Here is a 22,982-nt window from a genome sequence, read left to right as displayed (position 1 = left end):
CCGACAGCCCGGCGACCACCTCGGTGGACGACCGGGCTGCGGCCCGTCCGGTCCTGGCCCTGCGCGACGCCGGGCTGTCCTTCGGCGAACGGAAGCTCTGGGGACACCTGGACCTGGACATCGCGCCGGGGGAGTTCGTCGCGGTCCTCGGCCCGAACGGCGCCGGGAAGACCTCGCTCCTGCGCACGGTGCTCGGGCAGCAGCGCCTGACGAGCGGCACGATGTCGTTCCTCGGCCAGCCCGTCCGTCGTGGGCACCGGAAGATCGGCTACATCCCGCAGCAGCGACTCATGGAGGCCGGCACCCCCCTGCGCGCGCGGGACATGATCGCGCAGGGTGTGACGGGCCACCGGTGGGGCGTCCTGCCGACGTCGAAGGCCGACCGCGCCCGCATCGACCGCATCCTCGACGAGGTCGGCGCCACCGCGTTCGCGGACGCCCCGGTGGCCGAGCTGTCCGGCGGCGAGCAGCAGCGCACCCGCGTCGGTCAGGCCATCGCCGCCGACCCGGCACTGCTGCTGTGCGACGAACCCCTCATCTCACTCGATCTGCGGCACCAGCGGGGCGTCACCGAGCTCATCGACCGGCAGCGTCGGCAGCAGGGTGCCGCGGTGCTCTTCGTGACGCACGACGTGAACCCGATCCTCGACGTCGTCGACCGGGTTCTCTACATTGCCGGCGGCCGGTTCCGGATCGGTTCCCCCGACGAGGTCCTGCGCGCCGACGTGCTGAGCGACCTGTACGGCACCCCCGTCGACGTCGTCCGCACGATGGGCCGCATCGTCATCGTCGGCGCGAACGACGCGCACGACCACCACCACGGCGAGGTCGACCCGCACGCCCCGGCGTCGGACGAAGGGCGGATCTGATGGACGTCCTGTCGACGGTCTTCTCGTTCCAGGACTACGGCGAGCTCGTGGCCCTGGTGCAGAACTCGATCTGGGCCGGCGCGGTGCTCGGCATCGTCGGCGGGCTCATCGGCCCGTTCGTCGTCGCCCGGAACATGCCCTTCGCGGTGCACGGCATCTCGGAGCTGTCCTTCGCCGGCGCGAGCGCGTCCCTGCTGCTCGGTGTCAACGTCGTCACGGGCTCGCTCGTCGGGTCGGTGATCGCGGCGCTGCTCATCGGGGTGCTCGGCTCGAGGGCGCGTGACCGCAACTCGATCATCGCCGTGCTCATGCCGTTCGGTCTCGGGCTCGGCATTCTCTGCCTGGCGCTCTACAAGGGACGTGCGGCCAACAAGTTCGGGCTGCTCACCGGCCAGATCGTGTCGGTGGACAACCCGCAGCTGACGTTCCTCATCGTCATCGCCGCCATCGTGGTCGCGACCCTGCTCGTCATCTGGCGGCCGCTGATGTTCGCGTCCGTCGACCCCGACGTCGCCGCGGCCGCCGGTGTCCCGGTGCGGACGCTCGCGATCGTGTTCATGCTCGTCCTCGGCCTGGCCACCGCGGTGTCGGTGCAGATCGTCGGCGCCCTGCTCGTGCTGTCGCTGCTCGTCACCCCGGCCGCTGCGGCACTGCGGCTCAGCTCGCACCCGGTCGTGGTGCCGGTGCTGTCCACGGTGTTCGCCGTGGTGTCGGTCGTCGGTGGCATCCTGCTGGCACTCGGCGGCGGACTGCCGATCAGCCCCTACGTGACGACCATCTCGTTCGCGATCTGGGTGGTCTGTCGGATCGTCGGGGCCCGGCGCGACCGCCGTGGACGCGACCGGGTCGTCCGCCGCGACCAGCGTGGCGGGGGCACACCGGGCCTCCCGTCCGGAACGAACGGAACCGGAACCGGAGCCGGAACCGGTTCCGGAACGTCAGCCGAAACGAAGGTGGGTGCACCAGCATGAACGCCGTGCAGAAGGTCAAGCGGAACACGTGGCAGCGCGAAGCGGTGCGCGGTGCCCTCGACTCCACCGAGGGGTTCGTCAGCGCGCAGGCGCTGCACCAGCACCTGCGGGACGAGGGCTCGACCATCGGCCTCGCCACCGTCTACCGGGCGCTCGCCGACCTGGCGACCGAGGGTGACGCCGACTCGTTGCAGCAGGACGGCGAATCGCTGTACCGGGCGTGCACGACGGACGCGCACCACCACCATCTGATCTGCCGGAACTGCGGCCGGACCGTCGAGATCGAGGCGGACCCCGTCGAGCAGTGGGCGCAGGACGTCGCCGCCGCCAACGGGTTCACGAACGCCAGCCACGTCGTCGACATCTTCGGCGAGTGCGCGGTGTGCACGGCATCTGCCGCCGCAGCCGGACCGCGGACCGGCGACGCCGACGGCGAGTAGCGTCCGCGCCATGCACGTCATCCTGGTCCCCGGGTTCTGGCTCGATGCGAGCGCGTGGGACGACGTCGCCCCGGTGCTGCTGCAGGCGGGCCACACGGTCGAGGCGATCACCCGCGACGGCGACACGCTCGACGAGCAGGTCGCGGCGCTCGTGGAGCGCCTGGACGACGTCGCCAGCCCGGACGAGCCCGTCGTGATCGCCGGACACTCCGGTGCCGGACCGATCGCGTACATGGCCGCCGACCAGCGGCCCTCGCTCGTCGCACACCTGCTCTACGTCGACACGTTCCCCGGTCCCGCCGGCGGCTGCGTGAACGACGAACTGCCCGTGGTGGACGGTGTGGTGCCGCTGCCGTCGTGGGACGTCTGGGAGCCGGCCACGGTGCGCGGGATGACCCCGGCGTTGCGGGAGTCCTTCGAGCACCGCGCGATCCCGGAGCCGGCCGCCGTGCCGTCCGACCGGTTCCACTACGCCGACGCCGCCCGCCACACGATCCCGGCGACGGTGATCACCTGCGAGATCCCGGCGACCGAGCTCGCGACGATGGTGGCCGACCACCAGACCTGGGCCGCGGAACTCGTCGAGATCGAGGAACTCAGCATCGTCGGACTCGAGACCGGACACTGGCCGATGTTCACGGCGCCGCGCGAACTCGGCGAGCTCATGGTGCGTGCGCTTGCGACACGCCCGGAGCTCGCGTAAGCTCTTCCCTTGGTCCTCCACGTCCGCGTGGTGGACCCGTTGTTCCAAGCCCTCCGACCGTCGCGAACGCCGCGGTCGCGTGGTGTCCGTTCCCCCTTCGACAGGGGCTGCGGGCCTGGGCGGTGTGCACAACCCCCTCGCATGCACCACTCCGGTGGTCCTGCGCGTGCGCACCAGGCAAGTGAACTTGGGTGCGGCCGTCCGGTCGCACGGTACCTCAGGAGGAAACCATGGCAGCAGTGTGCCAGGTGACCGGCGCCGTTCCCGGCTTCGGTCACAACATCTCGCACTCGCACCGCCGGACGAAGCGCCGCTTCGACCCGAACGTGCAGAAGAAGACGTACTACGTGCCGTCGCTGCGTCGCAACGTGACGCTCAACGTCAGCGCTAAGGGCATCAAGGTCATCGACGCACGGGGCATCGAGTCCGTCGTCAAGGACGTCCTCGCCCGTGGGGAGAAGATCTGATGGCGAAAAAGGGTCAGGACATCCGTCCGATCATCAAGCTCCGCTCGACGGCGGGCACCGGGTTCACGTACGTGACCAAGAAGAACCGTCGGAACAACCCCGACCGTCTCGTGCTGAAGAAGTACGACCCGGTGATCCGCAAGCACGTCGACTTCCGTGAGGAGCGCTAAGCATGGCGAAGAAGAGCAAGATCGCGAAGAACAATCAGCGTGCCGTCATCATCGCGCGCTACGCCGAGCGTCGTCTCGAGCTGAAGAAGGCCCTCGTGGACCCGAACGGCTCCGACGAGTCGCGTGAGGCCGCTCGCGTGGGCCTGCAGAAGCTGCCCCGCGACGCATCCCCGATCCGCTACCGCAACCGCGACGCGATCGACGGCCGCCCCCGTGGCCACCTGGGTGAGTTCGGCATCAGCCGTGTCCGCTTCCGCGACATGGCCCACCGTGGAGAGCTCCCCGGCATCACGAAGAGCTCCTGGTAAGCACTCGCAGTACCCGACGCCCCGTCACCTCCTGGTGGCGGGGCGTTCGCTGTGTCCGGGGTACAAGGGTGCCTCAGGGGTCACATCTGCCCCGTTGGACCCGCGACAAGCCCGGAAATCCGGGCGAGTCGGCTGAAAACGTCCGATGTGGCTGGTAGGTTCAACTCCGGTTCCGCCGGGCCCTCGGCCCACTGGCACCGTGGCACGGGGCAACCGCTCCGGGCGCCGGACGGCACGTCCGTCCGACCGATACTGCAAGAAGTCCGAGGAGGACATCCATGGCTGACAAGTCACTGAACCGCACCGAGCTCGTCGCTGCCGTCGCCGCCGAGTCCGGCCAGAGCCAGGCCACCGTCAACGGCGTCGTCGACGCGCTCTTCAGCGTCGTCTCGTCGTCCGTCGCGGACGGCACGAAGGTCACGATCCCCGGTTGGATCGCCTTCGAGAAGACGCACCGCGCCGCCCGCACCGGCCGCAACCCGCAGACGGGTGAGGCCATCGAGATCGCCGCGAGCGACTCGGTCAAGGTCAGCGCCGGCTCGAAGCTCAAGGCTGCGGTCAAGTAAGACTGTTCCGCGCATCGGGAGGGACGGCTTCGGCCGTCCCTTTCGTCGTTCCCAGGGTGCGTTCGGTGCGTCGGGCCGCGTTCGTCGGGTCGCGTTCGTCGCGTCGCGTCGCGTCGTGTCGGGTCGCGTTCGTCGCGCTGCGTCGACCGGGAGGCCCGTGCCGGTTCCCACAGGTCGGCCCGGCCGGTTCGGTGGCCGGGTGGGCACCGCCTAGGCTTGACGGGTGAATCGGATCGTGCGCATCGCCGGTCCCGCCGTGCTCCTGCTCGTCGGGTTCGTGGCGCTGCTCGCTGCGCTCGTCATCGGCGGTGGCGCCGACGCAGCCCTGATCGCGGACCCTGGTGCCCTGGTCCGGTTCGGTCTGCCGATCTCCCGGTTGGTCGTGGACCTGTCCGCCGCTGCGACGATCGGCGGCCTCGCGTTGGCCACCGTCGGACTCTCGCGCTCCGGCCCGGAGTGGAACCGTGCCATCGACGTCGCGGCGGCCGCCAGCGGTGTCTGGACGGTGTCGTCCGCCGTCGCCACGTTCTTCACGTTCCTGAGCGTCGCCGGCTCGAAGATCAGCATCGACGAGCAGTTCGGGCAGTCGATGGGGGTGTTCCTCACCGGCACGGACCTCGGGCTCGCCTGGCTGGTGACCGTCCTCGTCGCCGCAGCCGTCACCGTCCTCTGCTTCGCCGTCCGTTCGCGCGGCATGGTCGCCATTACCACGGGTGTCGCGATGATCGGCCTCATCCCGCTCGCGCAGCAGGGCCACGCAGCCGGCACCGCCAGCCACGACGCGGCGGTGACCGCGCTCGGCCTGCACCTGATCGGCGCAGCGCTCTGGGTCGGTGGACTGCTGATGCTCGTCCTCCTGCGCGGCGTGCTGCCGGGCGACCGCCTGGCCGTGGTCGTCTCGCGCTACTCGAGCATCGCGCTCGCCTGCTTCGTGCTCGTGGCCGTGTCGGGCACCGCGTCCGCGCAGATCCGTGTCGGCGCCCTGTCGAACCTGTTCACCCCGTACGGCGTCCTCGTGCTCGTCAAGATCGGCGCGATCGTGGCCATCGGGATCCTCGGTGCCGTGCAGCGGCGACGCGCGATCCGTGCCCTGACCGCCGTCCCCGCCCGACACCGTCCGTTCTGGACCCTCGTGGTGGTCGAACTCGGGGTGATGGGGATCGCCTCGGGGTTCGCCGCCGCACTCGGACGCACGGCGACACCGACCGACCAGCTCGCCCCGAGCAAGACCACCGACCCCAGCCCGGCCGAGTTCCTCACCGACGACCGGCTGCCGCACGCGCCGGGGGCGTGGGGCTGGCTGACGCAGTGGAACCTCGACCTGTTCTGGCTGATGGCCGCCGTCCTGCTCGCCGTCACCTACGTCGCGGGGGTCGTCCGGCTGCGTCGGGGCGGCGTGCACTGGCCGGTGCGCCGCTCGGTGGCTGCTGCGCTCGCGATCGTGTGCCTCGTGGTCGCGACGTCGGGGTCGCTGCACCAGTACGACCGCTTCCTGGTCTCGGCGAACGTCGGCGCGCACGTGCTGCTCGGTCTCGTCGTGCCGGCGCTCGCGTGGGCGGCGGCTCCCGTCGTGCTCATCCGGGCCGCGGTGCACCCGCGCGACGACGACAGCACCGGCGTGCGCGAGTGGACCGGTGTGCTGGTCGACAACGCCGCGGTCCGCTACCTGGTGCAGCCCTTCCCGGCGTTCCTGCTCGCCGCAGCGGTGTGGTGGGCGTACTTCGCAACCGACGCCGTCCGGTGGTCGGTGAGCGACTCCACGGGGCGCACGGTCATCGACGTGGGCTTCCTGCTCGTCGGGCTCCTGGCGATGCCGACGCTCTTCGCACCGGTCGCGGCCGGCCAGCAGTACCCGACCCGCGCAGCAGCGATCGTCCGGATCGTCGGGGCCGCGGTCGTCGCCGCCGGAGCGGTGTCGCTCGGCGTCGCGATGCGCGGGCCGCTCGGACTGCTGCAGGCGTCGTGGTTCGGGGCGATGGGGCGGACCTGGGGGCCCGATCCGCTCGTCGACCAGGCCCGTGGTGGGCTCGTGCTCGTGGTCGCCGGGGTGCTGCTCCTGGTGGCGGTCGTCGTGGTGGTGCTCGTGCAGCTGCGGCGTGCTGGATCACCGGCTCGCACGCTCGGAGCGGACGCGCGCACCCTCGAGCAGGACGCACGATGAGCGTCGAGCTCAGTGACGAGCAGCGGGCCGTCTTCGAGTACATCGAGCACACCCGTGACCACGTCTTCATCACCGGTCGTGCCGGCACGGGCAAGTCGACCCTGCTCAACCACCTGTCGTGGAACACCGAGAAGCAGGTCGTGATCTGCGCACCGACCGGGGTCGCGGCCCTGAACGTCGGTGGCCAGACGATCCACTCGTTGTTCCGCCTGCCGATCGGGCTCATCGCCGATGCCGAGCTGCGCCAGGGACCGGACACCCGCAAGCTCCTGAACACCATCGACACCCTGGTGATCGACGAGGTCTCGATGGTGAACGCCGACCTGCTCGACGGGATGGACCGCTCGCTCCGCAAGGCCCGCGGGCGGCAGTTCGAGGCGTTCGGTGGAGTGCAGGTGGTCATGTTCGGCGACCCGTACCAGTTGCCGCCGGTCCCGGGCGGTGCCGACGAACGCGCCTACTTCACCGACCACTACCGGTCGATGTGGTTCTTCGATGCCAAGGTCTGGCTCGAGGCGAAGCTGAACATCATCGAGCTCGCCACCGTGCACCGCCAGCGCGACGACGCCTTCGCCGCCATGCTCACGGCGGTGCGGCACGGCCGGGTGACCGCCGAGATCGCCGACCAGCTGAACACCGCGGGCGCACGGCCCTCGCCCGACGACGCCATCACCCTCGCCACCCGGAACGACACCGTCGCGCGCATCAACAAGGCGGCGCTCGAACGGTTGCCCGGCAAGGTGAAGACCGCGAAGGCCGACGTCAACGGTGACTTCGGCGGGCGGAACTTCCCGGCCGACGAAGCCCTCGAGCTCAAGCCCGGTGCGCACGTGATGTTCCTGCGCAACGACGCCGACCAGCGGTGGGTGAACGGGACGCTCGGCATCGTCACGGCGATCCGCGACACGGTCTGGGTCGACGTCGACGGAGAATCGTTCGAGGTCCAGCCGTCGGTGTGGGAGAAGTTCAAGTACTCCTACGACGCCGACAAGAAGGAACTCAAGAAGGACACCGTCGGTGAGTTCCAGCAGTTCCCGTTGCGACTCGCCTGGGCGGTGACGATCCACAAGTCGCAGGGCAGCACCTACGACCGCGCGGTGGTCGACCTGGGCAACCGGGTGTTCAGCGCCGGACAGACGTACGTCGCGCTGTCACGCCTGACCTCGCTCGAGGGCCTGTACCTCACCCGGCCGCTGCGGCCGCAGGACATCATCGTCGACACGGACGTCCGACGCTTCATGTCCGAGGCGCCGCGCATCGTCGCGACGGCACTCGAAGCCCGGAAGCCGGAGCCGGACGACGACCCCGACGACTCCGACGACGACGCCTGACGCACCCGCGCACGCACGCTCCAGTCACGCACTCGCTCCGCACACACGACGACGCCCGCCTGCCGGAGCGGCAGACGGGCGTCGGGGAGCGTGTCGGTGCGTCAGGCGCGAGCCGCCGCACGCAGCGCGCGGAGGTTCTCCTTGTCGGCACCGAGCGCCGTCAGCAGCAGGATGACCCCGACGATCGCGTGGAACACGTTGTCGGTGGTGTTCAGCGCGAAGATGTTCGCCGAGGTGTTGACGAAGACGAAGCCGTAGACCGCCAGCACCACGAGCACGGCGCCGACGACCAGGTTGCCGTTCCGCGAACCGATGGTGGTGCCGAGCCCGGTGATGAGCAGGACCGCGGCGAGCAGCACCCAGATGAGAGCGAGCGGCGGGTTCACCCCGAAGGCGTTCCAGAGCATCCCGCCCTGGCGGCTGAAGAAGCCGGGGTCGCCGTCGGCGGCGAAGAAGAAGCCCAGGATGCCCCAGAGTGCGAGGACGCCACCGACCGTGAGCGCGAGCCCGCGGTTCGGTGAGGCGGTGATGCCCGGTTCCTTGATGGCCACTTCGGTCTCCTCCTCGTACACTGCCGACGCGACGTGCGTCAGTCCGGCGGTGCCCGCCGGACTGAGCGGCGCGGCACTGAGCGGCACAGCGCGGGATCCGCGGGTGACGGCCGCGCGGTTCCCAGCCTCCGGCCGGTGAGCCAACGGTATCGTGTCCGACCCCGACCGTCCGAATCGCAGCGCCGTCACCAGGCGTGCGACGAGACCGACGACGACCACTCCGAGGAGGACCAGCCCGGTGACCTTGACACCCGAGCGCAATGCACCGGAGTCGCGTGGACCGAGCGTCTCGCGGCGGTTGCGGTGGGGTGTGCTGGCGGCTCTGGGGTTCGTGATCGTGCCTTCCGTCTACGCGGCCGCGGTGCTGACGCCGGTGGGGCAGCGCATGGAGGACGCCGCGCTCGGCGGGGTCCGTGAGTCCGACCTGTTCAGCTCGGACACTGCGCTCAACGTCATCTCGGTGCCGGTGATCCTGTTGCTCGTTGTCGTGATCGTCGCGGTGGCGTTCGCCAGGCGACGGCTCTCGGTGGGGCTCGGCGCGGGTGCAGTGGTGCTCGCGTCGGCGGCCACCTCGACGCTCGTCAAGCGTATCGCCGAGCGCCCGGAGATCGCCCAGTCGACGACGCCGAACTCGTTCCCCTCGGGGCACGCGACCATCGCGCTGGCCGCACTGTTCGCCGTCCTGATGGTCACGCCCCGTCGCTTCCGGCCGATCGTCACCCTGCTCGGTGCCGCCTACGCGGTCTTCGTCGCCAACCAGACGGTCGTCTACGGCTGGCACCGGGTGAGCGACATCATCGGGGCGTGCGCGATCGCGATGTTCTGGCTCGGCGTCGTCCGGGCGTTCGGGCCGAGGGTCGACCGTGGACTCCGAGGTGACCGGGACGGCCGACGGGGACCGCGTCGGGTGGTCAGCGTCGTCCTGCTCGTCGCCACCGGGGTCACGCTGGCTGTCGGCGTCGCCGCGCTCGTCGTCGGCCTGACGGGGGACGGCGCTCACGACCACGCCGCGATCCTGATGGCCGGACGACTGGCCTCGAGCGCGAGCGTCCTGGCGGTGGTGACCGCGGTGTGGTTCCTCGACGGCATGCACCACGCGGCCCGGACCGACCCCGCAGCACTGCCCGCAGCGCGCTGACGCCTGGTGGGAATGCACCGGCGTACGCTACGTTGTACCGAGCAAGTCGATGCAAACGCATCGATATCGCGAAAGGCGGCGCATCATGCAGTTCGGCATCTTCACGGTCAGTGACGTCACGACCGACCCCACGACCGGCACCACGCCGGACGACACGCAGCGCGTCCGTGACATCCTCACGATCGCGCAGCACGCCGACCAGGCCGGACTCGACGTCTTCGCCACCGGCGAGCACCACAACCCGCCGTTCGTCGCCTCGTCGCCGACCACGTTGCTGGCCTACCTCGCGGCGAAGACGAAGGACATCACGCTCTCGACGAGCACCACGCTCATCACCACGAACGACCCGGTGCGCATCGCCGAGGAGTACGCGATGCTCCAGGTGATCTCCGACGGCCGCATGGACCTCATGATGGGTCGCGGCAACACCGGCCCGGTCTACCCGTGGTTCGGGCAGGACATCCGCCAGGGCGTCAACCTGGCGATCGAGAACTACGCGCTCGTCCGCCAGCTCTGGGAGAACGACGTCGTGAACTGGCAGGGCAAGTTCCGCACGCCGCTGCAGGGCTTCACCTCGACGCCGCGCCCCCTCGACGGCGTGCCCCCGTTCGTCTGGCACGGCTCGATCCGCACGCCCGAGATCGCGGAGCAGGCCGCGTACTACGGCGACGGCTTCTTCCACAACAACATCTTCTGGCCGATCCAGCACACCGAGCAGATGGTCGGGCTGTACCGCCAGCGCTTCGAGCACTACGGTCACGGCCGTGCCGACCAGGCGATCGTCGGTCTGGGCGGGCAGTTCTTCGCTCGGAAGAACTCGCAGGACGCGGTCAACGAGTTCCGGCCCTACTTCGACAACGCCCCGGTCTACGGTCACGGCCCCTCGATGGAGGACTTCGCCGCCCAGACCCCGCTCACGGTCGGTTCGCCGCAGCAGGTCATCGACCGGTACGCGGCCATGAAGGACCACGTCGGCCACTACCAACGCCAGCTGTTCCTGGTCGACCACGCCGGGCTGCCGCTCAAGACCGTGCTCGAGCAGATCGACATCCTGGCCACGGACATCGTCCCCGAGCTGCGCAAGCTGAACGACGAGGGCCGTCCGTCCGACGTACCGTCGAACCCGCCGAGCCACACGGAGCGCGCCGCCGCAGCGCTCGCCGCAGGCACGGTCGGCAGCGACCACGTCGCCGCCGAGGACGAGTGGACGGGCGCCTCCGTCTGACGCTCCCAGCGCTCGGTTCGTGAGCAGGAACGGTCGGGTCCCGCGAGGAGACCCGACCTTTTCTGCTCACCATGCCGGGTGGGCGCGACCACGTGCGGACGGGAGGGACGGCGCCAGCTGGCACCGGGCCTCCAGTCCGTCTCGGCGCGCGTCCAGTGCACCAATCGCGAAAGCGACAGTCCTGCGGATGGCGCTGCCGTCACCTTCGCGAAAGCGACAGTTGCCCGCCGATCATCGGCGGAGATCTGTCGCTTTCGCGAGCGGGGCGGCGGGCTCGGTGACCGGACGGGCCGGCACCAGCTTCAGGCCGACGACGCAGCCGACGATCCCGGCGATGAACAGCACGCGCAGCAGGGTGACGGGCTCGGCGCCGGTGGCCATGCCCCACAGCACCGTGAGCGCCGCTCCGGTACCGGTCCACACGGCGTACGCGGTGCTGATCGGGATGTGCTTGAGGACGTAGCCGAACGCGACGAGGCTGATCACGATCGTGATCGCGAACACGACGGTCGGGCCGGGTCGGGTGAAGCCGTCGCTCTCGCCCAGGGCGGTCGCCCACACGGTCTCGAGCGTGGCGCTGAGGAACAGGACGATCCAGGCCACCTCAGCTCACCACCTTGAGGCCGACGACGCAGGCGACCAGGCCGAACACGAGGCCGAGGCGTGCGAGCGACGCGGCTTCCTGTCGGCGCAGGATCGACACGACGACCGTCAGCGAGGCGCCGATGCCGACCCAGACGGCGTAGGCGGTGCCCACCGGGATCGACTTCATCGCGAACGCGAGCCCCACCATGCTCAGCGCCATGCCGGCGATGAACACGATCGTCGGCACGACCTTCTTGAAGCCGTTCGAGGCGCTCAGTGCGGTGGCCCAGACGGCCTCGAGCACGCCGCTCAGCACGAGGCTGACCCATGCCATGACGATGTTCCCTTCGTTCGGTCGCATAGTCGCACGACTGTGCGACAACGACCTCGACGGTAGCACGAGTTCGTACGACTGTGCGAGTATGGCGTGGTGGCCAGGAGCATGGACGTCGAGCAGCGGCGCCGCACCGTGTCCGAAGCGGCGTGCCGGGTGCTCGCCCGCGACGGACTCGGGGCGCTCAGCGTCCGGAACGTCGCGGCAGAGGCCGGACTGGCGCCGAGCACCGTCCGCTACACCTTCCCGACCCAGGCGAGCGTCCGGTCGCATGCGCTCGAGCTCGTGTTCGACGCGACCGCGGCCCGGATCGACGCCGTGCCCGCGGACCTGCGGGGCACGGCGTACGCGCACGCGGTCCTGCTCGAGCTGCTGCCCCTCGACGAGGAACGACGCATCGAGCTCGACGTCTACCTGGGCCTCGGCACGGCGGCGCTGACCGACACCGAGCTCCGGCCGTTCCACGACCGGGTCGTCGACGAGATGCGGGAGTGGTGCGGGCGGATCCTGCGGGCACTCGGGGTGCCGGACGCCGACGTGCCCTACGAGACCCGGCGGCTGCACGCCCTGGTGGACGGGCTCGCGATGCACATCGTGCGGGTCGATCCCGGGGGTGACGCCTCGTGGGCGATCGACACGCTCGACCGGCACGTGGCGGGCATCGCCCGGGTCTGACTGCGGCCCGTCGCGCTCGCACGGTGCCGGGTTCGCGAACCCGTGCGTCGTTGGTGGCTCCGTGCGGCGCTCCAGGCCTGCACCGAGCGAGCAACCCTGCACGGGGTGAACGAACTCGCACGGTGCGCAGGCGGCCGCGCGCGGACCGTCACGCAGCACGCGTCGCCTATCCTTTCCGGGTGACGACGACCACGCCGCCGCAGCAGCGCTCCCGCTCCCGTTCCCTGACGGGCCCGGGCCTCGTGCTGCTCACCGTCGTCGTGCTCCTGGGGATCCGGCTGCTGTCCCCGAGCATCGGGACCGCCGGCCTGCCGGACGTCGTGCAGGACTTCCTGACGCTGGCGATCAGCGTGGTGGTCGAGTCGCTGCCGTTCGTGGTGCTCGGGATCGTGCTGTCGATCGTCGTCGAGGTGTGGGTGCCGGTCGGTGCGCTCGAGAAGGTCCTGCCGCAGAACGCCTTCGGCCGCCGCGCCGTGATCTCGCTGATCGGCATGCTGTTCCCGGTGTGCGAGTGCGGGAACGTGCCCCTCGCCCGCGGCCTGATGATGCGCGGGTTCACCCCTGCCGAGGCCGTCACGTTCCTGGTCGCCGCCCCCATCCTCAACCCGCTCGTGATCATCAGCACCGCGCAGGCGTTCGGCTGGTCTGGCTGGATCCTGCCGGTCCGGATCGTCGGCGGCTTCGTGATCGCGAACCTGGTCGGCTGGATCGTCGCCGCGCACCGCCGCCCGGCCGACCTGCTGCTGCCCGCGTTCGAGGCCCGCTGCCGCGCTGCGATCGGCGCGCCACGGAGCCGGAACCGTTGGCGGGAGAGCGCCGCGCAGTTCGGCGGCGAGACCGCAACCATGATGCCGGCCCTGTTCGTCGGCGCCGGACTGGCTGCGGCGATCCAGGTAGCCGTGCCCCGTTCGACGCTCGTCGCGATCGGCTCGAACCCGGTGCTCTCCGTCGCGGCGATGATGCTGCTCGCCATGACGGTGTCGCTCTGCTCGAACGTCGACGCGTTCTTCGCGCTGTCGTTCGCCTCGACGTTCCTGCCCGGGTCGATCACGGCCTTCCTGATCATCGGGCCGATCATCGACGTGAAGATGATCGCCCTGCTCCGTACGACGTTCCGGGTCCGGTTCCTGGTGCTGCTCGCCGTCGTGTGCGTGCTGTTCGCCGGCGCCGTGGGATTGGTGATGAATGTCCTCGTCTGACGCACGCAGCAGCAACGCTCCGGCCTACCTCGGGCTCGGGTCCGTGCTGGCGGTCGCCCTGTGCACGCTCTGGCTCGCACTGGTCGGGCACCTCGACCTGTACATCAACCCGCGGTACTCGGTGTTCACGATCGTGCTCGCCGCCGTCGCGGTACCCGCCTCGATCGCGGGCCTGGTGGTCATCGCACGCGGCCACGGCCACACGCACGGTGACGACGCGGACGAGCACGAGCCGGACCACGACCACGGGCGGCGCGGGCCCGGCCGTGGTCGCGCCGTCCGCCTTGCCCTCGGCGGAGCGGCCGCGATCGTCACGGTCGGGGTCACCGTGTCGATGCTGGTCCTGCCCCCGACGACGCTGTCCGCCCGCACCGCGCAGCAGCGGAGCGTGGACTCGGCGACCCTGTCGAACGCGACGGGCTCCGAGGCGGCGGTCTCCCTGCTCGGCAGCGAGGGCGTCGACACCTCGCAGTACGGCGTCAAGGACTGGGCGGCGCTGATCCGGCAGACCACCGACACCACTGCGCTCGTCGGCAAGCAGGTGCGGCTGTCCGGCTTCGTGGTCCCCGGCCAGGACGGCTCGTTCACGCTCACCCGGTTCGTGATCAGCTGCTGCGCCGTCGATGCCCAGCCCGTCGGTCTCGGTGTCGTGACGGACGCCGGCGACCGTCCCGACGCGGTGCCCGACGAGGGACAGTGGGTCACGGTGACCGGCGCCCTCGCAGCCAACCCGGACCAGTCCGCCGACGCCCGCATCGTCATCAAGGCCGCGAAGGTCACCGAGATCGCGCAGCCGAAGGACCCGTATGAGTACTGAGGGGCGCCGTGGTCGCCGCCCGGTCACGCGCCGGTTCCACCGCCGGTACCTCGCCGTCGTGCTCGTCCTGGCGGTCGTCGCCGCGCTCGCCGCGGTCGTCGGGTCGCAGCAGGGGCCGCGCCTGCGCGACGTGTCGTACGACGCCACCGGTCTGGTGTCGCGCCCGGCGCAGCGGGTGATCCTGACGGCGAACCAGGCACTGCAGCAGGTGTCCGCCGACGACGTCCGGGTCAGCCCCGCGGCCGCGCACACCGTGACCTCGAGCGGCAACACGATCGCGGTCGAGTTCGCCGGACCCCTGGCCTACGACCGCGACTACACGGTGACCGTCGCGAACGTCCGGGCTCCGGGGCAGCGTGCCACCGCGGACCTGACCGCCGCGATCCGGACCGGCAGCACCGACGTCCTCGCCCTCGTGCCGGGAGCCGACGGTGCGAAGGACCGCATCGTGCGCCGCTCCCTCGACGCCGGCGGTGCGACGACCGTGTACCAGGGAGCCGACATCTCGGAGTACGCCCGGCTCGGACGGTCCCTGGTGGTGGTCAGCGGCAGCGACGCGAGCTCCTCGGTCGACGTGGTCGCGCTGTCCGGCGGGGTGCAGGACCCGGACGCTCCTGTCGAGCACCTCACCCTGCCGTCCTCGCAGGGCCGGGTCACCGCGCTGCACGTCGCCGACGACGCGGCCTCGTTCGGGTTCGAGTACGCCGACACGTCCACCGGGCAGTCGCGGAACACCGGTCTGTACGTGGTCGACATGACGGGCACGCACCTGCCCACCGCGATCGCCGAGGACGGGAAGCCGCAGACGGGCGCCGTGCCGATGACCGTCGGGCAGTGGGCATACGTGCCCCGGACCGAGAGCGCCCTGGTGCGGACGGGCAGCGACGACCTGGTGCTCGTCGACATGAGCGGCCACGCCGACCCCGTCCGGCTCGGCAGCGCCACGTACCTGCACGGGTTCGTCGGCTCGGGCACCACGGCGGTGGTCGAGACCGGCACTGGCATCGAGCGCCTCGACCTGACCGACGGCGCGAAGACGGCGCTGCGGGCGCCGGCCGCGAGCACCGACGCGGCGGTGCTCGGCCGCATCGCCCCGTTGACGGACGACACGTACCTGCGCGTGCTGGGGGACGTGCGGTCGGACGGGACCGTCTCGGCACGGATCGTGCGCGTGGACGGTGGGCGGGCCTCCCGGCTGTCGGTGACCGTCCCCGACGACGCGAGCGTCACGGCGGTCTGCCCGTCCCCGAACGGGCAGTTCGTGGCGGTCGCGACGAAGTCGGCGACCGACCAGCTGGTGAGCATCGTCGACGCGGCCTCCGGTGCGCTCGAGGCGAGCATCGACGCGGGTTCCGTCGACTGGTGCGGCGCGCTGCCGTCCGGCGACGAGGTCGGCTGACGGCCCGACGGACAGGCGGACAGACGGGAGGCCCGGTACCAGCTGGTACCGGGCCTCCCGTCTCGCAAGTGGTGACGACTACGCCAGCGTGGCCGCGTCGATCACGAAGCGGTAGCGGACGTCCGAGGACAGCACGCGCTCGTAGGCCTCGTTGATCTGGTCGGCGCTGATGAGCTCGGTCTCCGGCAGGATGTCGTGCTCGGCGCAGAAGTCCAGCATCTCCTGGGTCTCGCGGATGCCGCCGATGGCGGACCCGGCCCAGCTGAGCCGGCGCGGGATCAGGGCGAACGCCGGGACCTCGAGCGGCTCGGACGGAGCGCCGACGTTGACGAGCGTGCCGTCGACCTTGAGCAGGCCGAGGTACGAGCCCATCGGGATCTTCGCCGACACGGTGTTGATGATGAGCTCGAAGGAGTTCGCGAGCTTCTCGAACGTCTCCGGGTCCTTCGTCGCGTAGTGGGCCTTCGCGCCGTAGCGGAGCGAGTCGGCTTCCTTCGACGTGGTCTGCGACAGGACGGTGACCTCGGCGCCGAGGGCAACGGCGATCTTGACGGCCATGTGGCCGAGGCCACCCATGCCGACGACGGCGACCTTCGTGCCGGGGCCGGCCTTCCAGTGGTGCAGCGGCGAGTAGGTGGTGATGCCGGCGCAGAGCAGCGGCGCGACCTTCTCGATGTCGAGCGACTCGGGGACGCGGAGGACGAAGTCCTCGTTCACGACGATCGCCTGCGAGTAGCCGCCCTGGGTGATCGAGCCGTCGGCCGGGTCGACGCTCGTGTACGTGCCGATGTTGCCCTTGAGGCAGTACTGCTCCTCGCCGGCGACGCAGTTCTCGCACTCGCCGCAGGAGTTGACCATGCAGCCGACGCCGACGCGGTCGCCGACCTGGTGCTTGGTGACGTTCTCGCCGACGGCGGAGACGTGGCCGACGATCTCGTGGCCGACGACCTGCGGGTACTGGATCTGGCCCCACTCACCGCGGACGGTGTGGATGTCCGAGTGGCAGATGCCGGCGTAGGCGATGTCGATCTCGACGTCGTTCGCTCCGACGTCACGACGGGTGATGGTGGTCTTGACGAGCGGCTCGGTCGCTGACGGTGCCGCGTACGCGTTGACGGTGCGCAATGATCTCCTCGTGGGGGTGCGTTGCGGGCCGGTTCCGGCCCGCACCCAGTCTGATGGAGCGCGCCACAGCGTGGGAGGTTCCAATGGGGCTCCCCAGTGCGGGAATCGGAGTGGTCAGGCCAGCCGTGCGAGGCGCTGGCCCGCGATCGTGGCGAAGCGCAGCGGGTCGGCCAGGGCGTCGTCCGGTTCCCCGGTGGTCTGCGTGGCGAGGACGGTGAGCGAGGCAGCGGCGGCGTAGTCGTCGAGCGAGGCCTCGATCGCGCCGGCGACGAGCATCGACCGGGCGCCGGGGGCGTGCGTCGCCGTGAGCGACCGCACCACCGACGGGACCTTGCCGGCGGCGGACTGGCCGTCGTACCGGCCCTCGCCGCTGATCACGACGTCGGCGCCGGTGAGCCGATCGGCCAGCCCGAGCACGTCGGCGATGCCGTCCGCGCCGCGGGCCAGGGTCGCACCCCAGACGAGCAGGCCGAAGCCGACGCCACCCGCGGCGCCGGCGCCCGGGCTCGCGGGGTCCACCGAAGGGAAGCGGGCGGCCCAGGCGGCCAGTCGCTCGTCGAAGAATGCGACGCGCGAGGGCTCGATCCCCTTCTGCGGCCCGAACACGGCAGCCGCGCCGGTCGGGCCGAGCAGCGGTGAGGTCACGTCGGTCAGGACGGTGACGCCGAGCGGTGGGAGGGCACGCAGCGCGTCGTGGTCGGCGTCGTACCCGAGCGCCTCGAGCACGGGCCGGCCGCCGTCGGTCGAGGCGCTGCCGCCGATGCCGAGCACGAGCCCCGTGGCGCCGGCGTCGAGCGCGGCGGCGATCGCCTCGCCGAACCCCCGGCTCGTCGCGGAGTCCGGCAGGAGTTCGTCGAGCAGCGGGAGGCCGCTCGTCGCCGCGAGCTCCACCACCGCACGGCCGTCGGGCAGCATGAGCCACCACGTCTCGACGGGGGTGCCGGCGGGCCCGGTCACGGTGACGGGGACCCGGACCGCACCGGGGACGGCGGTCGCGAACGCCTCGAGGGTGCCCTCGCCGCCGTCGGCCATCGGCACGAGCACCACGTCGTCGTCGGGGCGTTCGGTCAGCCAGCCGTCGCGGACCGCCTGGGCGACGGACGCCGCGGTCGCGGTGCCCTTGAACGAGTCCGGAGCCACCACGATGCGCACGGGACCACCGTAGCGGGGAGACGGCGACACGTGCTGGACAAGGTAGGCAAGGCTCACCTAAGTTAACGGTTAGGTGAGGCTCACCTAACTTCACGAACCAGCACTCGGGATCATCTCCATGTCGTCACTCCGTCGCGCCCTCTCGGCTGCAGCGTCCGCCCTCGTCGTCCTCGCCGTGGCGACCGGCTGCACCGGCGGCGGCACCGGTACCGCGGGCGCGACGCATGCGGCGGGTCGCGGGACGAGCGCGACGGACCCGGCCGCGAGCCTCCAGGCCATCGCCCCGGTGACCGACGCGAAGGACGTGACCGGCGAGCGCACCGCGACCCTGGCGACGGACCTGCCGCCGACGGCGAGCACGGTGGACGAGCCCGAGCTGCCCGTCACCGTCACCGACAACCAGGACACCGAGGTGACCGTCACGAGCGCGGACCGGATCCTCGCGCTCGACATCTCCGGCACGCTGTCGTCCACCGTGTACGGCCTCGGCCTGGGGGACCACCTGGTCGGACGGGACGTCTCGACCGGCTTCGCGGGCACCGAGGACCTGCCGCTCGTCACCCAGAACGGCCACGAACTCTCCGCCGAGGCGATCCTCGCGCTCCGCCCGACCGTGCTGCTGACCGACACCTCACTCGGACCGTGGGACGTCGTCCTGCAGATCCGGAAGGCCGGCGTCCCCGTCGTCGTCCTGGACCCGCACCGGGACACCACGAACACCGACGCGATCATCGAGCAGGTCGCGACCGCGCTCGGCGTCCCGGCGACCGGCGACCGCCTGGCCGCCGAGGTGCACGCGCAGGAGCAGGCCGTCGCCGCGCAGGTGGCCCGGATCGCGCCGTCGGCTCGGGCCGACAAGCTGAAGATGGTGTTCCTGTACGTGCGGGGGAACGCCGGGATCTACTACCTGTTCGGCAGCGAGTCCGGCGCCGACTCGCTCATCGACGCCGTCGGCGGGCGGGACGTCGCGACGGAACAGGACTGGACGGGCATGCGCCCCGTCAACGCCGAGGCGCTCGTCGCGATGCAGCCGGACCTCGTCATCATGATGACCAAGGGGCTCAAGTCCGTCGACGGCGTCGACGGACTGCTCCAGCGGGTCCCCGCGATCGCGAAGACGCCCGCGGGTGAGCACCGCCGCATCGTGGACATGGCGGACACGACGGTGATGAGCTTCGGGCCGCGCACGCCCGAGATCGTGGCCGCGTTGGCCGCGGCGATCTACGGTCCGGCGGACGCCTCATGACCGTCCGGGAGGAACGGATCGCGCCCGCCACGCACGTCCCCGCAGCACCGGCGGTCACGTCCAGGTCGCGGGTCGGCCGCATCGCACTGCTCACCGCCGGGCTCGTGGTGGCGCTCGTCGTCGCGACGCTGGTGTCGGCGAGCGTCGGGCAGCTCGGGATCTCGCCCGCCGAGGTGCTCCGGACCGTCGGCCGGTCGCTCGGGCTGCCCGTGGACGGTCCCGCCGACGACCTCGTCACCCAGGCGCTGTGGACGATCCGGTTCCCGCGCGTGGTGATGGCGCTGCTGATCGGTGCCGCGCTCGCCGCGGCCGGTGTGCTCATGCAGGCCGTGTTCGCGAACCCCCTGGCCGACCCCGGCGTCGTCGGGGTGTCCGGCGGCGCGGCGTTCGGGGCCTGCGCCTCGATCGTGTTCGGGCTGCAGTTCGCCGGGTACTGGACGACGCCGCTGATGGCCTTCGCCGCGGGCCTGGTCGCGACGCTGCTCGTCTACGGGCTGTCCCGTGCCGGTGGCCGCACCGAGGTCGTCACGCTCCTGCTCACCGGCATCGCGGTGAACGCGTTCACCGGCGCGGGGCTCGCCTTCCTGACGTTCCTCGGCGACCAGCAGGCGCGCGAGCAGATCGTGTTCTGGCAGCTCGGGTCCCTGAACGGCTCGATGTGGGACCAGGCCGCAGCGATCGCCCCCGTCATCGGTGCGGGCCTCGTCGGCGCCGTCGTGCTGACGCGCTCGCTCGACCTGCTCGCCCTCGGCGACCGGGCCGCGCGGCACGTCGGGGTGCGGGTCGAGGCCGTCCGGGTCGTCGCGATCGTCGTGGTCGCGCTGCTCGTCGGCGCAGCGGTCGCGTTCGCCGGCATCATCGCGTTCGTCGGGCTCGTCGTCCCGCACTTGATGCGGATGGTCATCGGCCCGGCGCACGGCCCGCTGCTGCTCGTCTCGACGCTCGGCGGCGCCCTGCTCCTGACGATCGCCGACCTGCTCGCGCGCACCCTGGTGCCGTACGCGGACCTGCCGATCGGCATGCTGACCTCGCTCGTCGGCGGACCCTTCTTCTTCTGGCTCCTGCGCCGTGCCCGCCGACGGTCAGGAGGCTGGGCATGATCGAGACGAGTGCTGTCGGCGCCGTGGTCGCCTCCGGGATCGGCGTCGTCATCGACGGACGACCGCTGCTCGCCGACGTCGACCTGACCGTGCGCGCGGGCGAGGTCCTGGCGCTCGTCGGTCCGAACGGTGCCGGCAAGTCGACCCTGCTCCGGGCGATCGCCGGTGACCTCGCGCACAGCGGCACGGTCGCGATCGACGGCGTGCGCACCGGCGGCGAAGCACCGCTCGCCACCGCTCGTCGGCGTGCCGTGCTCGAGCAGGACACCGCCGTGGCCTTCGGGTTCCGCGTCGGGGAGGTCGTCCGGATGGGCCGTGCTCCGTGGCGGGGGACCCCGCGAGCGGTCGACGACGACACCGTCGTCGCGCGGGTGCTCGACCAGGTCGAACTCGCCGACCGGATCGACCAGGCGTTCCCCTCGTTGTCGGGCGGGGAGCGAGCCCGGGCCTCGTTCGCCCGGGTCCTGGCGCAGTCGACCCCGGTGCTCCTGCTCGACGAACCGACCGCCGCCCTCGACCTGCGGCACCAGGAGGCCGTGCTGGCCGTCGCCCGCGCACACGCCCGGGCCGGCGGCGCCGTCGTCGTGGTGCTCCACGACCTGAGCCTCGCCGGGGCGTACGCCGACCGCGTCGCCATGCTCGCCGGCGGTCGGATCGTCGCCGACGGCACCCCCACCGACGTCCTGACCGCCGACCGCATCGGCACCGTCTACCGACACCCGGTCACCGTCGTGCCCGACCCGAACACCGGCACGCCCGTCGTCGTGCCGTCCCGAACCCTCCAGGAGGCCTCCTCGTGACCACCCGCACCCGCCCGCTGCGGCTCGCGCTCGCCGGACTGCTCGTCGCGCTCAGTGCCGGGGGAGCCGCCCTGGTGGGCGTCGCCCCCGCAGCGGCAGCCGGCCGTGTCAGCGTCGCGATCGAGGGGCACCCCGAGGTCACGAACCAGGTCGACTCGACGTACCTGACGACGCTGCGCCTGCGCGGTTCCGGGTTCCAGGGCATCAAGAACGGGTACGGCGGCATCTACGTGGCGTTCGGCACCGTGAACGGCACCTGGCAGCCGAGCAAGGGCGGGGCGACGGGCGCGGACTACAGCTACGTGCCTGACGACGAGTCGAACCCCACCGGGTACCTCGACTTCGTGGCCTTCGAGGGCAGCACCACCGCGTCGGCGGCGAACGGCGGCACGGTCGACTCCGCCACGGGCACCTGGTCCGCGACCCTCAAGGTCCCCGGTTCGACGTTCCAGGCGCTCGACCGGAACGGTGCCGCGAAGACCGTCGACTGCACGGTCGTGCAGTGCGGGATCATCACGATCGGTGCGCACGGCGTCGCGAACGCGAACAACGAGTCGTTCACACCCGTCTCCGTGCAGAACCTGTACGGCAGCGGCGGCACGCTGGCCGGTGGCGGCACCAGGGCGACCACCGGGCAGGCGCCGGCCGACACGACGGACGCGGGCAGTGCCTCCCGGCCGTCCGCCGAGTCGTCGTCCGAGGCGAGCGCCGACACCCGCGCGACCACGAAGCCGTCCGCGCGGTCGACGGCGAAGCCGAGCGCCACCGCGGAGCCGACCGCGTCGGCGACCCCCACCGTGCCGGCCGGGGCGACCCCCTCGGCGGTGGCGGCCGCGGCTGCCGACGGCTCCGCGGGCGGGATCGACCCGAGCGTCCTGCGCATCGTGCTCGGCGGCCTGTCCGCGCTCGTCGTGGCCGTCGCGGCGCTCGTCGTCTTCGCGATCGTGCACTCCCGCCGCACCGCACGACGCACCGCGACCGACGTCGCGCCGTAGGACCACCGGACCCGGGTGCTCACAGGGGGCGCCCACATCGAGAGGGAAACACGAACATGACACGAATCGCACGCTCGTTCGGGATCACGCTGGCGGCAGGGGTCGCCGCGGTCGGGATCGCCGTCCTGCCCGCGGTCAGCGCGTCCGCGGCCACCGCGGTCACGAACGACTACGGCGCCAGCCTGTCCGTCAGCGGTCCGGCCTCGGTCGTCACCGACGGCCCGGGGGCGCTCCACGGCGTCTCGGACGGCAGCGTCACGGTCACCGGCAGCGGCTTCGACGGGGACGCGCAGGGGCGCGGCTTCGGCGTCTACGTCGTCTACGGGCCCAAGCAGGCGGACTACGCCACCAACTCCGGCTGGTTCGGCTCCGCCCAGTGGGTGTCGAAGAGCGCGTTCACGGCCGGCGGCGGCTTCACCACGACGATCGACGTCGCGAAGTCCTACACCGCGGACCCGCACCACACCGGCGACGCGGCCGCGACCGTCAGCTGCGACTACGACGCCACGAAGACCGCGACCGCCAACGCTGCCCTCGGGCAGTACGAGTGCTTCGTCCAGACGTTCTCGGCGCACGGCGTCGCGAACGACCCGGTCGACCTCGACGAGGTCCAGGTCCCCGTCACCTGGTGACCCACGCGGTGCCCCGGGTCCGC

General features: G+C 71.4%; 26 protein-coding genes. 21 read left to right on the top strand and 5 right to left on the bottom strand.

All coding sequences use genetic code 11. The features are described from left to right. Window positions 1-23 precede the first annotated feature (23 nt). The 10 genes from EDF31_RS00325 to EDF31_RS00280 all read left to right on the top strand — a co-directional run bounded on the left by EDF31_RS00325 (window position 24) and on the right by EDF31_RS00280 (window position 7,986). Entirely contained in the window at window positions 24-869 is an 846-nt protein-coding gene (locus tag EDF31_RS00325) for an ATP-binding cassette domain-containing protein (RefSeq protein WP_123293829.1), read from the top strand. Next, window positions 869-1,840 (top strand): metal ABC transporter permease, encoded by a 972-nt coding sequence (locus EDF31_RS00320; protein WP_243649777.1) that lies wholly within the window; start codon window positions 869-871, stop codon window positions 1,838-1,840. Before EDF31_RS00325 ends, EDF31_RS00320 begins: the two co-directional genes overlap by 1 nt. Then, window positions 1,837-2,280 (top strand): transcriptional repressor, encoded by a 444-nt coding sequence (locus tag EDF31_RS00315; RefSeq protein WP_123293457.1) that lies wholly within the window; start codon window positions 1,837-1,839, stop codon window positions 2,278-2,280. The genes EDF31_RS00320 and EDF31_RS00315 overlap by 4 nt, the downstream gene beginning before the upstream one ends. A gap of 10 nt (window positions 2,281-2,290) precedes the next feature. Next, on the top strand, window positions 2,291-2,983 hold the full coding sequence (locus EDF31_RS00310) for an alpha/beta hydrolase (RefSeq protein ID WP_131844771.1): 693 nt from the start codon (window positions 2,291-2,293) through the stop codon (window positions 2,981-2,983). Window positions 2,984-3,213: 230 nt separating this feature from the next. Continuing rightward, entirely contained in the window at window positions 3,214-3,450 is a 237-nt protein-coding gene (rpmB, locus tag EDF31_RS00305; protein ID WP_111085377.1) for a 50S ribosomal protein L28, read from the top strand. After that, the gene (gene rpmG / locus EDF31_RS00300) at window positions 3,450-3,620 is read left to right on the top strand and encodes a 50S ribosomal protein L33 (RefSeq protein WP_017886456.1); all 171 of its coding nucleotides are present in this window, start codon (window positions 3,450-3,452) and stop codon (window positions 3,618-3,620) included. The genes rpmB and rpmG overlap by 1 nt, the downstream gene beginning before the upstream one ends. Before the next feature lie 2 nt (window positions 3,621-3,622). Then, complete coding sequence (gene rpsN, locus EDF31_RS00295; RefSeq protein ID WP_111085378.1) at window positions 3,623-3,928, top strand: 30S ribosomal protein S14; 306 nt, start codon at window positions 3,623-3,625, stop codon at window positions 3,926-3,928. A gap of 278 nt (window positions 3,929-4,206) precedes the next feature. After that, window positions 4,207-4,494, top strand: a complete 288-nt coding sequence (locus tag EDF31_RS00290) for an HU family DNA-binding protein (protein ID WP_111085379.1) — start codon at window positions 4,207-4,209, stop codon at window positions 4,492-4,494. A gap of 223 nt (window positions 4,495-4,717) precedes the next feature. After that, complete coding sequence (locus EDF31_RS00285) at window positions 4,718-6,655, top strand: cytochrome c oxidase assembly protein (protein ID WP_131844770.1); 1,938 nt, start codon at window positions 4,718-4,720, stop codon at window positions 6,653-6,655. After that, window positions 6,652-7,986 carry an AAA family ATPase gene (locus tag EDF31_RS00280; protein WP_131844769.1) on the top strand — a complete coding sequence of 445 codons (1,335 nt, stop codon included), beginning with the start codon at window positions 6,652-6,654 and terminating at the stop codon, window positions 7,984-7,986. Before EDF31_RS00285 ends, EDF31_RS00280 begins: the two co-directional genes overlap by 4 nt. 101 nt (window positions 7,987-8,087) lie before the next feature. Here EDF31_RS00280 and EDF31_RS19785 read toward each other — a convergent pair whose 3' ends face one another. Next, a complete protein-coding gene (locus tag EDF31_RS19785) occupies window positions 8,088-8,537 on the bottom strand; it encodes a DUF4383 domain-containing protein (RefSeq protein ID WP_165901145.1) in 450 nt (149 codons plus the stop codon). Window positions 8,538-8,775: 238 nt separating this feature from the next. Between EDF31_RS19785 and EDF31_RS00270 the strand changes: the two genes are divergently transcribed. Both EDF31_RS00270 and EDF31_RS00265 read left to right on the top strand, forming a co-directional pair. Continuing rightward, window positions 8,776-9,675 (top strand): phosphatase PAP2 family protein, encoded by a 900-nt coding sequence (locus EDF31_RS00270; RefSeq protein ID WP_131844768.1) that lies wholly within the window; start codon window positions 8,776-8,778, stop codon window positions 9,673-9,675. An 85-nt stretch (window positions 9,676-9,760) separates the two neighbouring features. Next, window positions 9,761-10,900 (top strand): CE1758 family FMN-dependent luciferase-like monooxygenase, encoded by a 1,140-nt coding sequence (locus tag EDF31_RS00265; protein ID WP_123339972.1) that lies wholly within the window; start codon window positions 9,761-9,763, stop codon window positions 10,898-10,900. 231 nt (window positions 10,901-11,131) lie between these two features. Here EDF31_RS00265 and EDF31_RS00260 read toward each other — a convergent pair whose 3' ends face one another. Beyond that, window positions 11,132-11,503 carry a multidrug efflux SMR transporter gene (locus tag EDF31_RS00260; RefSeq protein ID WP_123293464.1) on the bottom strand — a complete coding sequence of 124 codons (372 nt, stop codon included), beginning with the start codon at window positions 11,501-11,503 and terminating at the stop codon, window positions 11,132-11,134. 1 nt (window position 11,504) lies between these two features. Continuing rightward, window positions 11,505-11,819, bottom strand: coding sequence for a multidrug efflux SMR transporter (locus EDF31_RS00255; RefSeq protein WP_131844767.1), 315 nt, complete (start codon window positions 11,817-11,819; stop codon window positions 11,505-11,507). A gap of 96 nt (window positions 11,820-11,915) precedes the next feature. On the opposite strand from EDF31_RS00255, the gene EDF31_RS00250 reads away from it, so the two are divergent. The 4 genes from EDF31_RS00250 to EDF31_RS00235 all read left to right on the top strand — a co-directional run bounded on the left by EDF31_RS00250 (window position 11,916) and on the right by EDF31_RS00235 (window position 15,909). Further along, window positions 11,916-12,494 (top strand): TetR family transcriptional regulator C-terminal domain-containing protein, encoded by a 579-nt coding sequence (locus tag EDF31_RS00250; protein WP_165901275.1) that lies wholly within the window; start codon window positions 11,916-11,918, stop codon window positions 12,492-12,494. Window positions 12,495-12,673: 179 nt separating this feature from the next. Then, window positions 12,674-13,693 carry a permease gene (locus EDF31_RS00245; protein WP_131844766.1) on the top strand — a complete coding sequence of 340 codons (1,020 nt, stop codon included), beginning with the start codon at window positions 12,674-12,676 and terminating at the stop codon, window positions 13,691-13,693. Further along, window positions 13,680-14,510, top strand: a complete 831-nt coding sequence (locus tag EDF31_RS00240) for a TIGR03943 family protein (protein ID WP_131844765.1) — start codon at window positions 13,680-13,682, stop codon at window positions 14,508-14,510. Before EDF31_RS00245 ends, EDF31_RS00240 begins: the two co-directional genes overlap by 14 nt. Further along, window positions 14,500-15,909, top strand: coding sequence for a hypothetical protein (locus tag EDF31_RS00235; protein ID WP_131844764.1), 1,410 nt, complete (start codon window positions 14,500-14,502; stop codon window positions 15,907-15,909). Before EDF31_RS00240 ends, EDF31_RS00235 begins: the two co-directional genes overlap by 11 nt. Before the next feature lie 78 nt (window positions 15,910-15,987). On the opposite strand, the gene EDF31_RS00230 is transcribed toward EDF31_RS00235, so the two are convergent. Beyond that, entirely contained in the window at window positions 15,988-17,034 is a 1,047-nt protein-coding gene (locus EDF31_RS00230) for an NAD(P)-dependent alcohol dehydrogenase (RefSeq protein WP_131844763.1), read from the bottom strand. Window positions 17,035-17,148: 114 nt separating this feature from the next. After that, window positions 17,149-18,186: a glycerate kinase gene (locus EDF31_RS00225; protein WP_131844762.1), complete on the bottom strand. Its 1,038-nt coding sequence runs from the start codon at window positions 18,184-18,186 to the stop codon at window positions 17,149-17,151. A 118-nt stretch (window positions 18,187-18,304) separates the two neighbouring features. On the opposite strand from EDF31_RS00225, the gene EDF31_RS00220 reads away from it, so the two are divergent. From EDF31_RS00220 to EDF31_RS00200, 5 genes are read left to right on the top strand one after another with little or no spacing between them, the layout of a single operon-like run. Beyond that, window positions 18,305-19,432: an ABC transporter substrate-binding protein gene (locus EDF31_RS00220; protein WP_131844761.1), complete on the top strand. Its 1,128-nt coding sequence runs from the start codon at window positions 18,305-18,307 to the stop codon at window positions 19,430-19,432. Next, window positions 19,429-20,532, top strand: a complete 1,104-nt coding sequence (locus EDF31_RS00215; protein ID WP_131844760.1) for an iron ABC transporter permease — start codon at window positions 19,429-19,431, stop codon at window positions 20,530-20,532. Before EDF31_RS00220 ends, EDF31_RS00215 begins: the two co-directional genes overlap by 4 nt. After that, window positions 20,529-21,332 carry a heme ABC transporter ATP-binding protein gene (locus tag EDF31_RS00210; protein ID WP_131844759.1) on the top strand — a complete coding sequence of 268 codons (804 nt, stop codon included), beginning with the start codon at window positions 20,529-20,531 and terminating at the stop codon, window positions 21,330-21,332. The genes EDF31_RS00215 and EDF31_RS00210 overlap by 4 nt, the downstream gene beginning before the upstream one ends. After that, a complete protein-coding gene (locus EDF31_RS00205; RefSeq protein WP_131844758.1) occupies window positions 21,329-22,327 on the top strand; it encodes a hypothetical protein in 999 nt (332 codons plus the stop codon). Before EDF31_RS00210 ends, EDF31_RS00205 begins: the two co-directional genes overlap by 4 nt. A 56-nt stretch (window positions 22,328-22,383) precedes the next feature. Continuing rightward, complete coding sequence (locus EDF31_RS00200) at window positions 22,384-22,959, top strand: hypothetical protein (protein WP_111085395.1); 576 nt, start codon at window positions 22,384-22,386, stop codon at window positions 22,957-22,959. The last annotated feature ends 23 nt before the right edge of the window (window positions 22,960-22,982 follow it).

Source organism: Curtobacterium sp. PhB142 (assembly GCF_004341255.1).
Lineage (GTDB): Bacteria > Actinomycetota > Actinomycetes > Actinomycetales > Microbacteriaceae > Curtobacterium.
The sequence above is the reverse complement of the archived record's forward strand: the minus strand, read 5'-3'. Positions and strand labels throughout refer to the sequence as shown.

What these genes read in the sequence shown, in the direction of transcription:
- EDF31_RS00320 (WP_243649777.1), top strand. Translation starts at nt 869, where the DNA reads ATGGACGTCCTGTCGACGGTCTTCTCGTTCCAGGACTACGGCGAGCTC.
- EDF31_RS00315 (WP_123293457.1), top strand. Translation starts at nt 1,837, where the DNA reads ATGAACGCCGTGCAGAAGGTCAAGCGGAACACGTGGCAGCGCGAAGCG.
- EDF31_RS00310 (WP_131844771.1), top strand. Translation starts at nt 2,291, where the DNA reads ATGCACGTCATCCTGGTCCCCGGGTTCTGGCTCGATGCGAGCGCGTGG.
- rpmB (WP_111085377.1), top strand. Translation starts at nt 3,214, where the DNA reads ATGGCAGCAGTGTGCCAGGTGACCGGCGCCGTTCCCGGCTTCGGTCAC.
- rpmG (WP_017886456.1), top strand. Translation starts at nt 3,450, where the DNA reads ATGGCGAAAAAGGGTCAGGACATCCGTCCGATCATCAAGCTCCGCTCG.
- rpsN (WP_111085378.1), top strand. Translation starts at nt 3,623, where the DNA reads ATGGCGAAGAAGAGCAAGATCGCGAAGAACAATCAGCGTGCCGTCATC.
- EDF31_RS00290 (WP_111085379.1), top strand. Translation starts at nt 4,207, where the DNA reads ATGGCTGACAAGTCACTGAACCGCACCGAGCTCGTCGCTGCCGTCGCC.
- EDF31_RS00280 (WP_131844769.1), top strand. Translation starts at nt 6,652, where the DNA reads ATGAGCGTCGAGCTCAGTGACGAGCAGCGGGCCGTCTTCGAGTACATC.
- EDF31_RS00265 (WP_123339972.1), top strand. Translation starts at nt 9,761, where the DNA reads ATGCAGTTCGGCATCTTCACGGTCAGTGACGTCACGACCGACCCCACG.
- EDF31_RS00255 (WP_131844767.1), bottom strand. Translation starts at nt 11,819, where the DNA reads ATGGCATGGGTCAGCCTCGTGCTGAGCGGCGTGCTCGAGGCCGTCTGG.
- EDF31_RS00240 (WP_131844765.1), top strand. Translation starts at nt 13,680, where the DNA reads ATGTCCTCGTCTGACGCACGCAGCAGCAACGCTCCGGCCTACCTCGGG.
- EDF31_RS00235 (WP_131844764.1), top strand. Translation starts at nt 14,500, where the DNA reads ATGAGTACTGAGGGGCGCCGTGGTCGCCGCCCGGTCACGCGCCGGTTC.
- EDF31_RS00220 (WP_131844761.1), top strand. Translation starts at nt 18,305, where the DNA reads ATGTCGTCACTCCGTCGCGCCCTCTCGGCTGCAGCGTCCGCCCTCGTC.
- EDF31_RS00215 (WP_131844760.1), top strand. Translation starts at nt 19,429, where the DNA reads ATGACCGTCCGGGAGGAACGGATCGCGCCCGCCACGCACGTCCCCGCA.
- EDF31_RS00210 (WP_131844759.1), top strand. Translation starts at nt 20,529, where the DNA reads ATGATCGAGACGAGTGCTGTCGGCGCCGTGGTCGCCTCCGGGATCGGC.
- EDF31_RS00200 (WP_111085395.1), top strand. Translation starts at nt 22,384, where the DNA reads ATGACACGAATCGCACGCTCGTTCGGGATCACGCTGGCGGCAGGGGTC.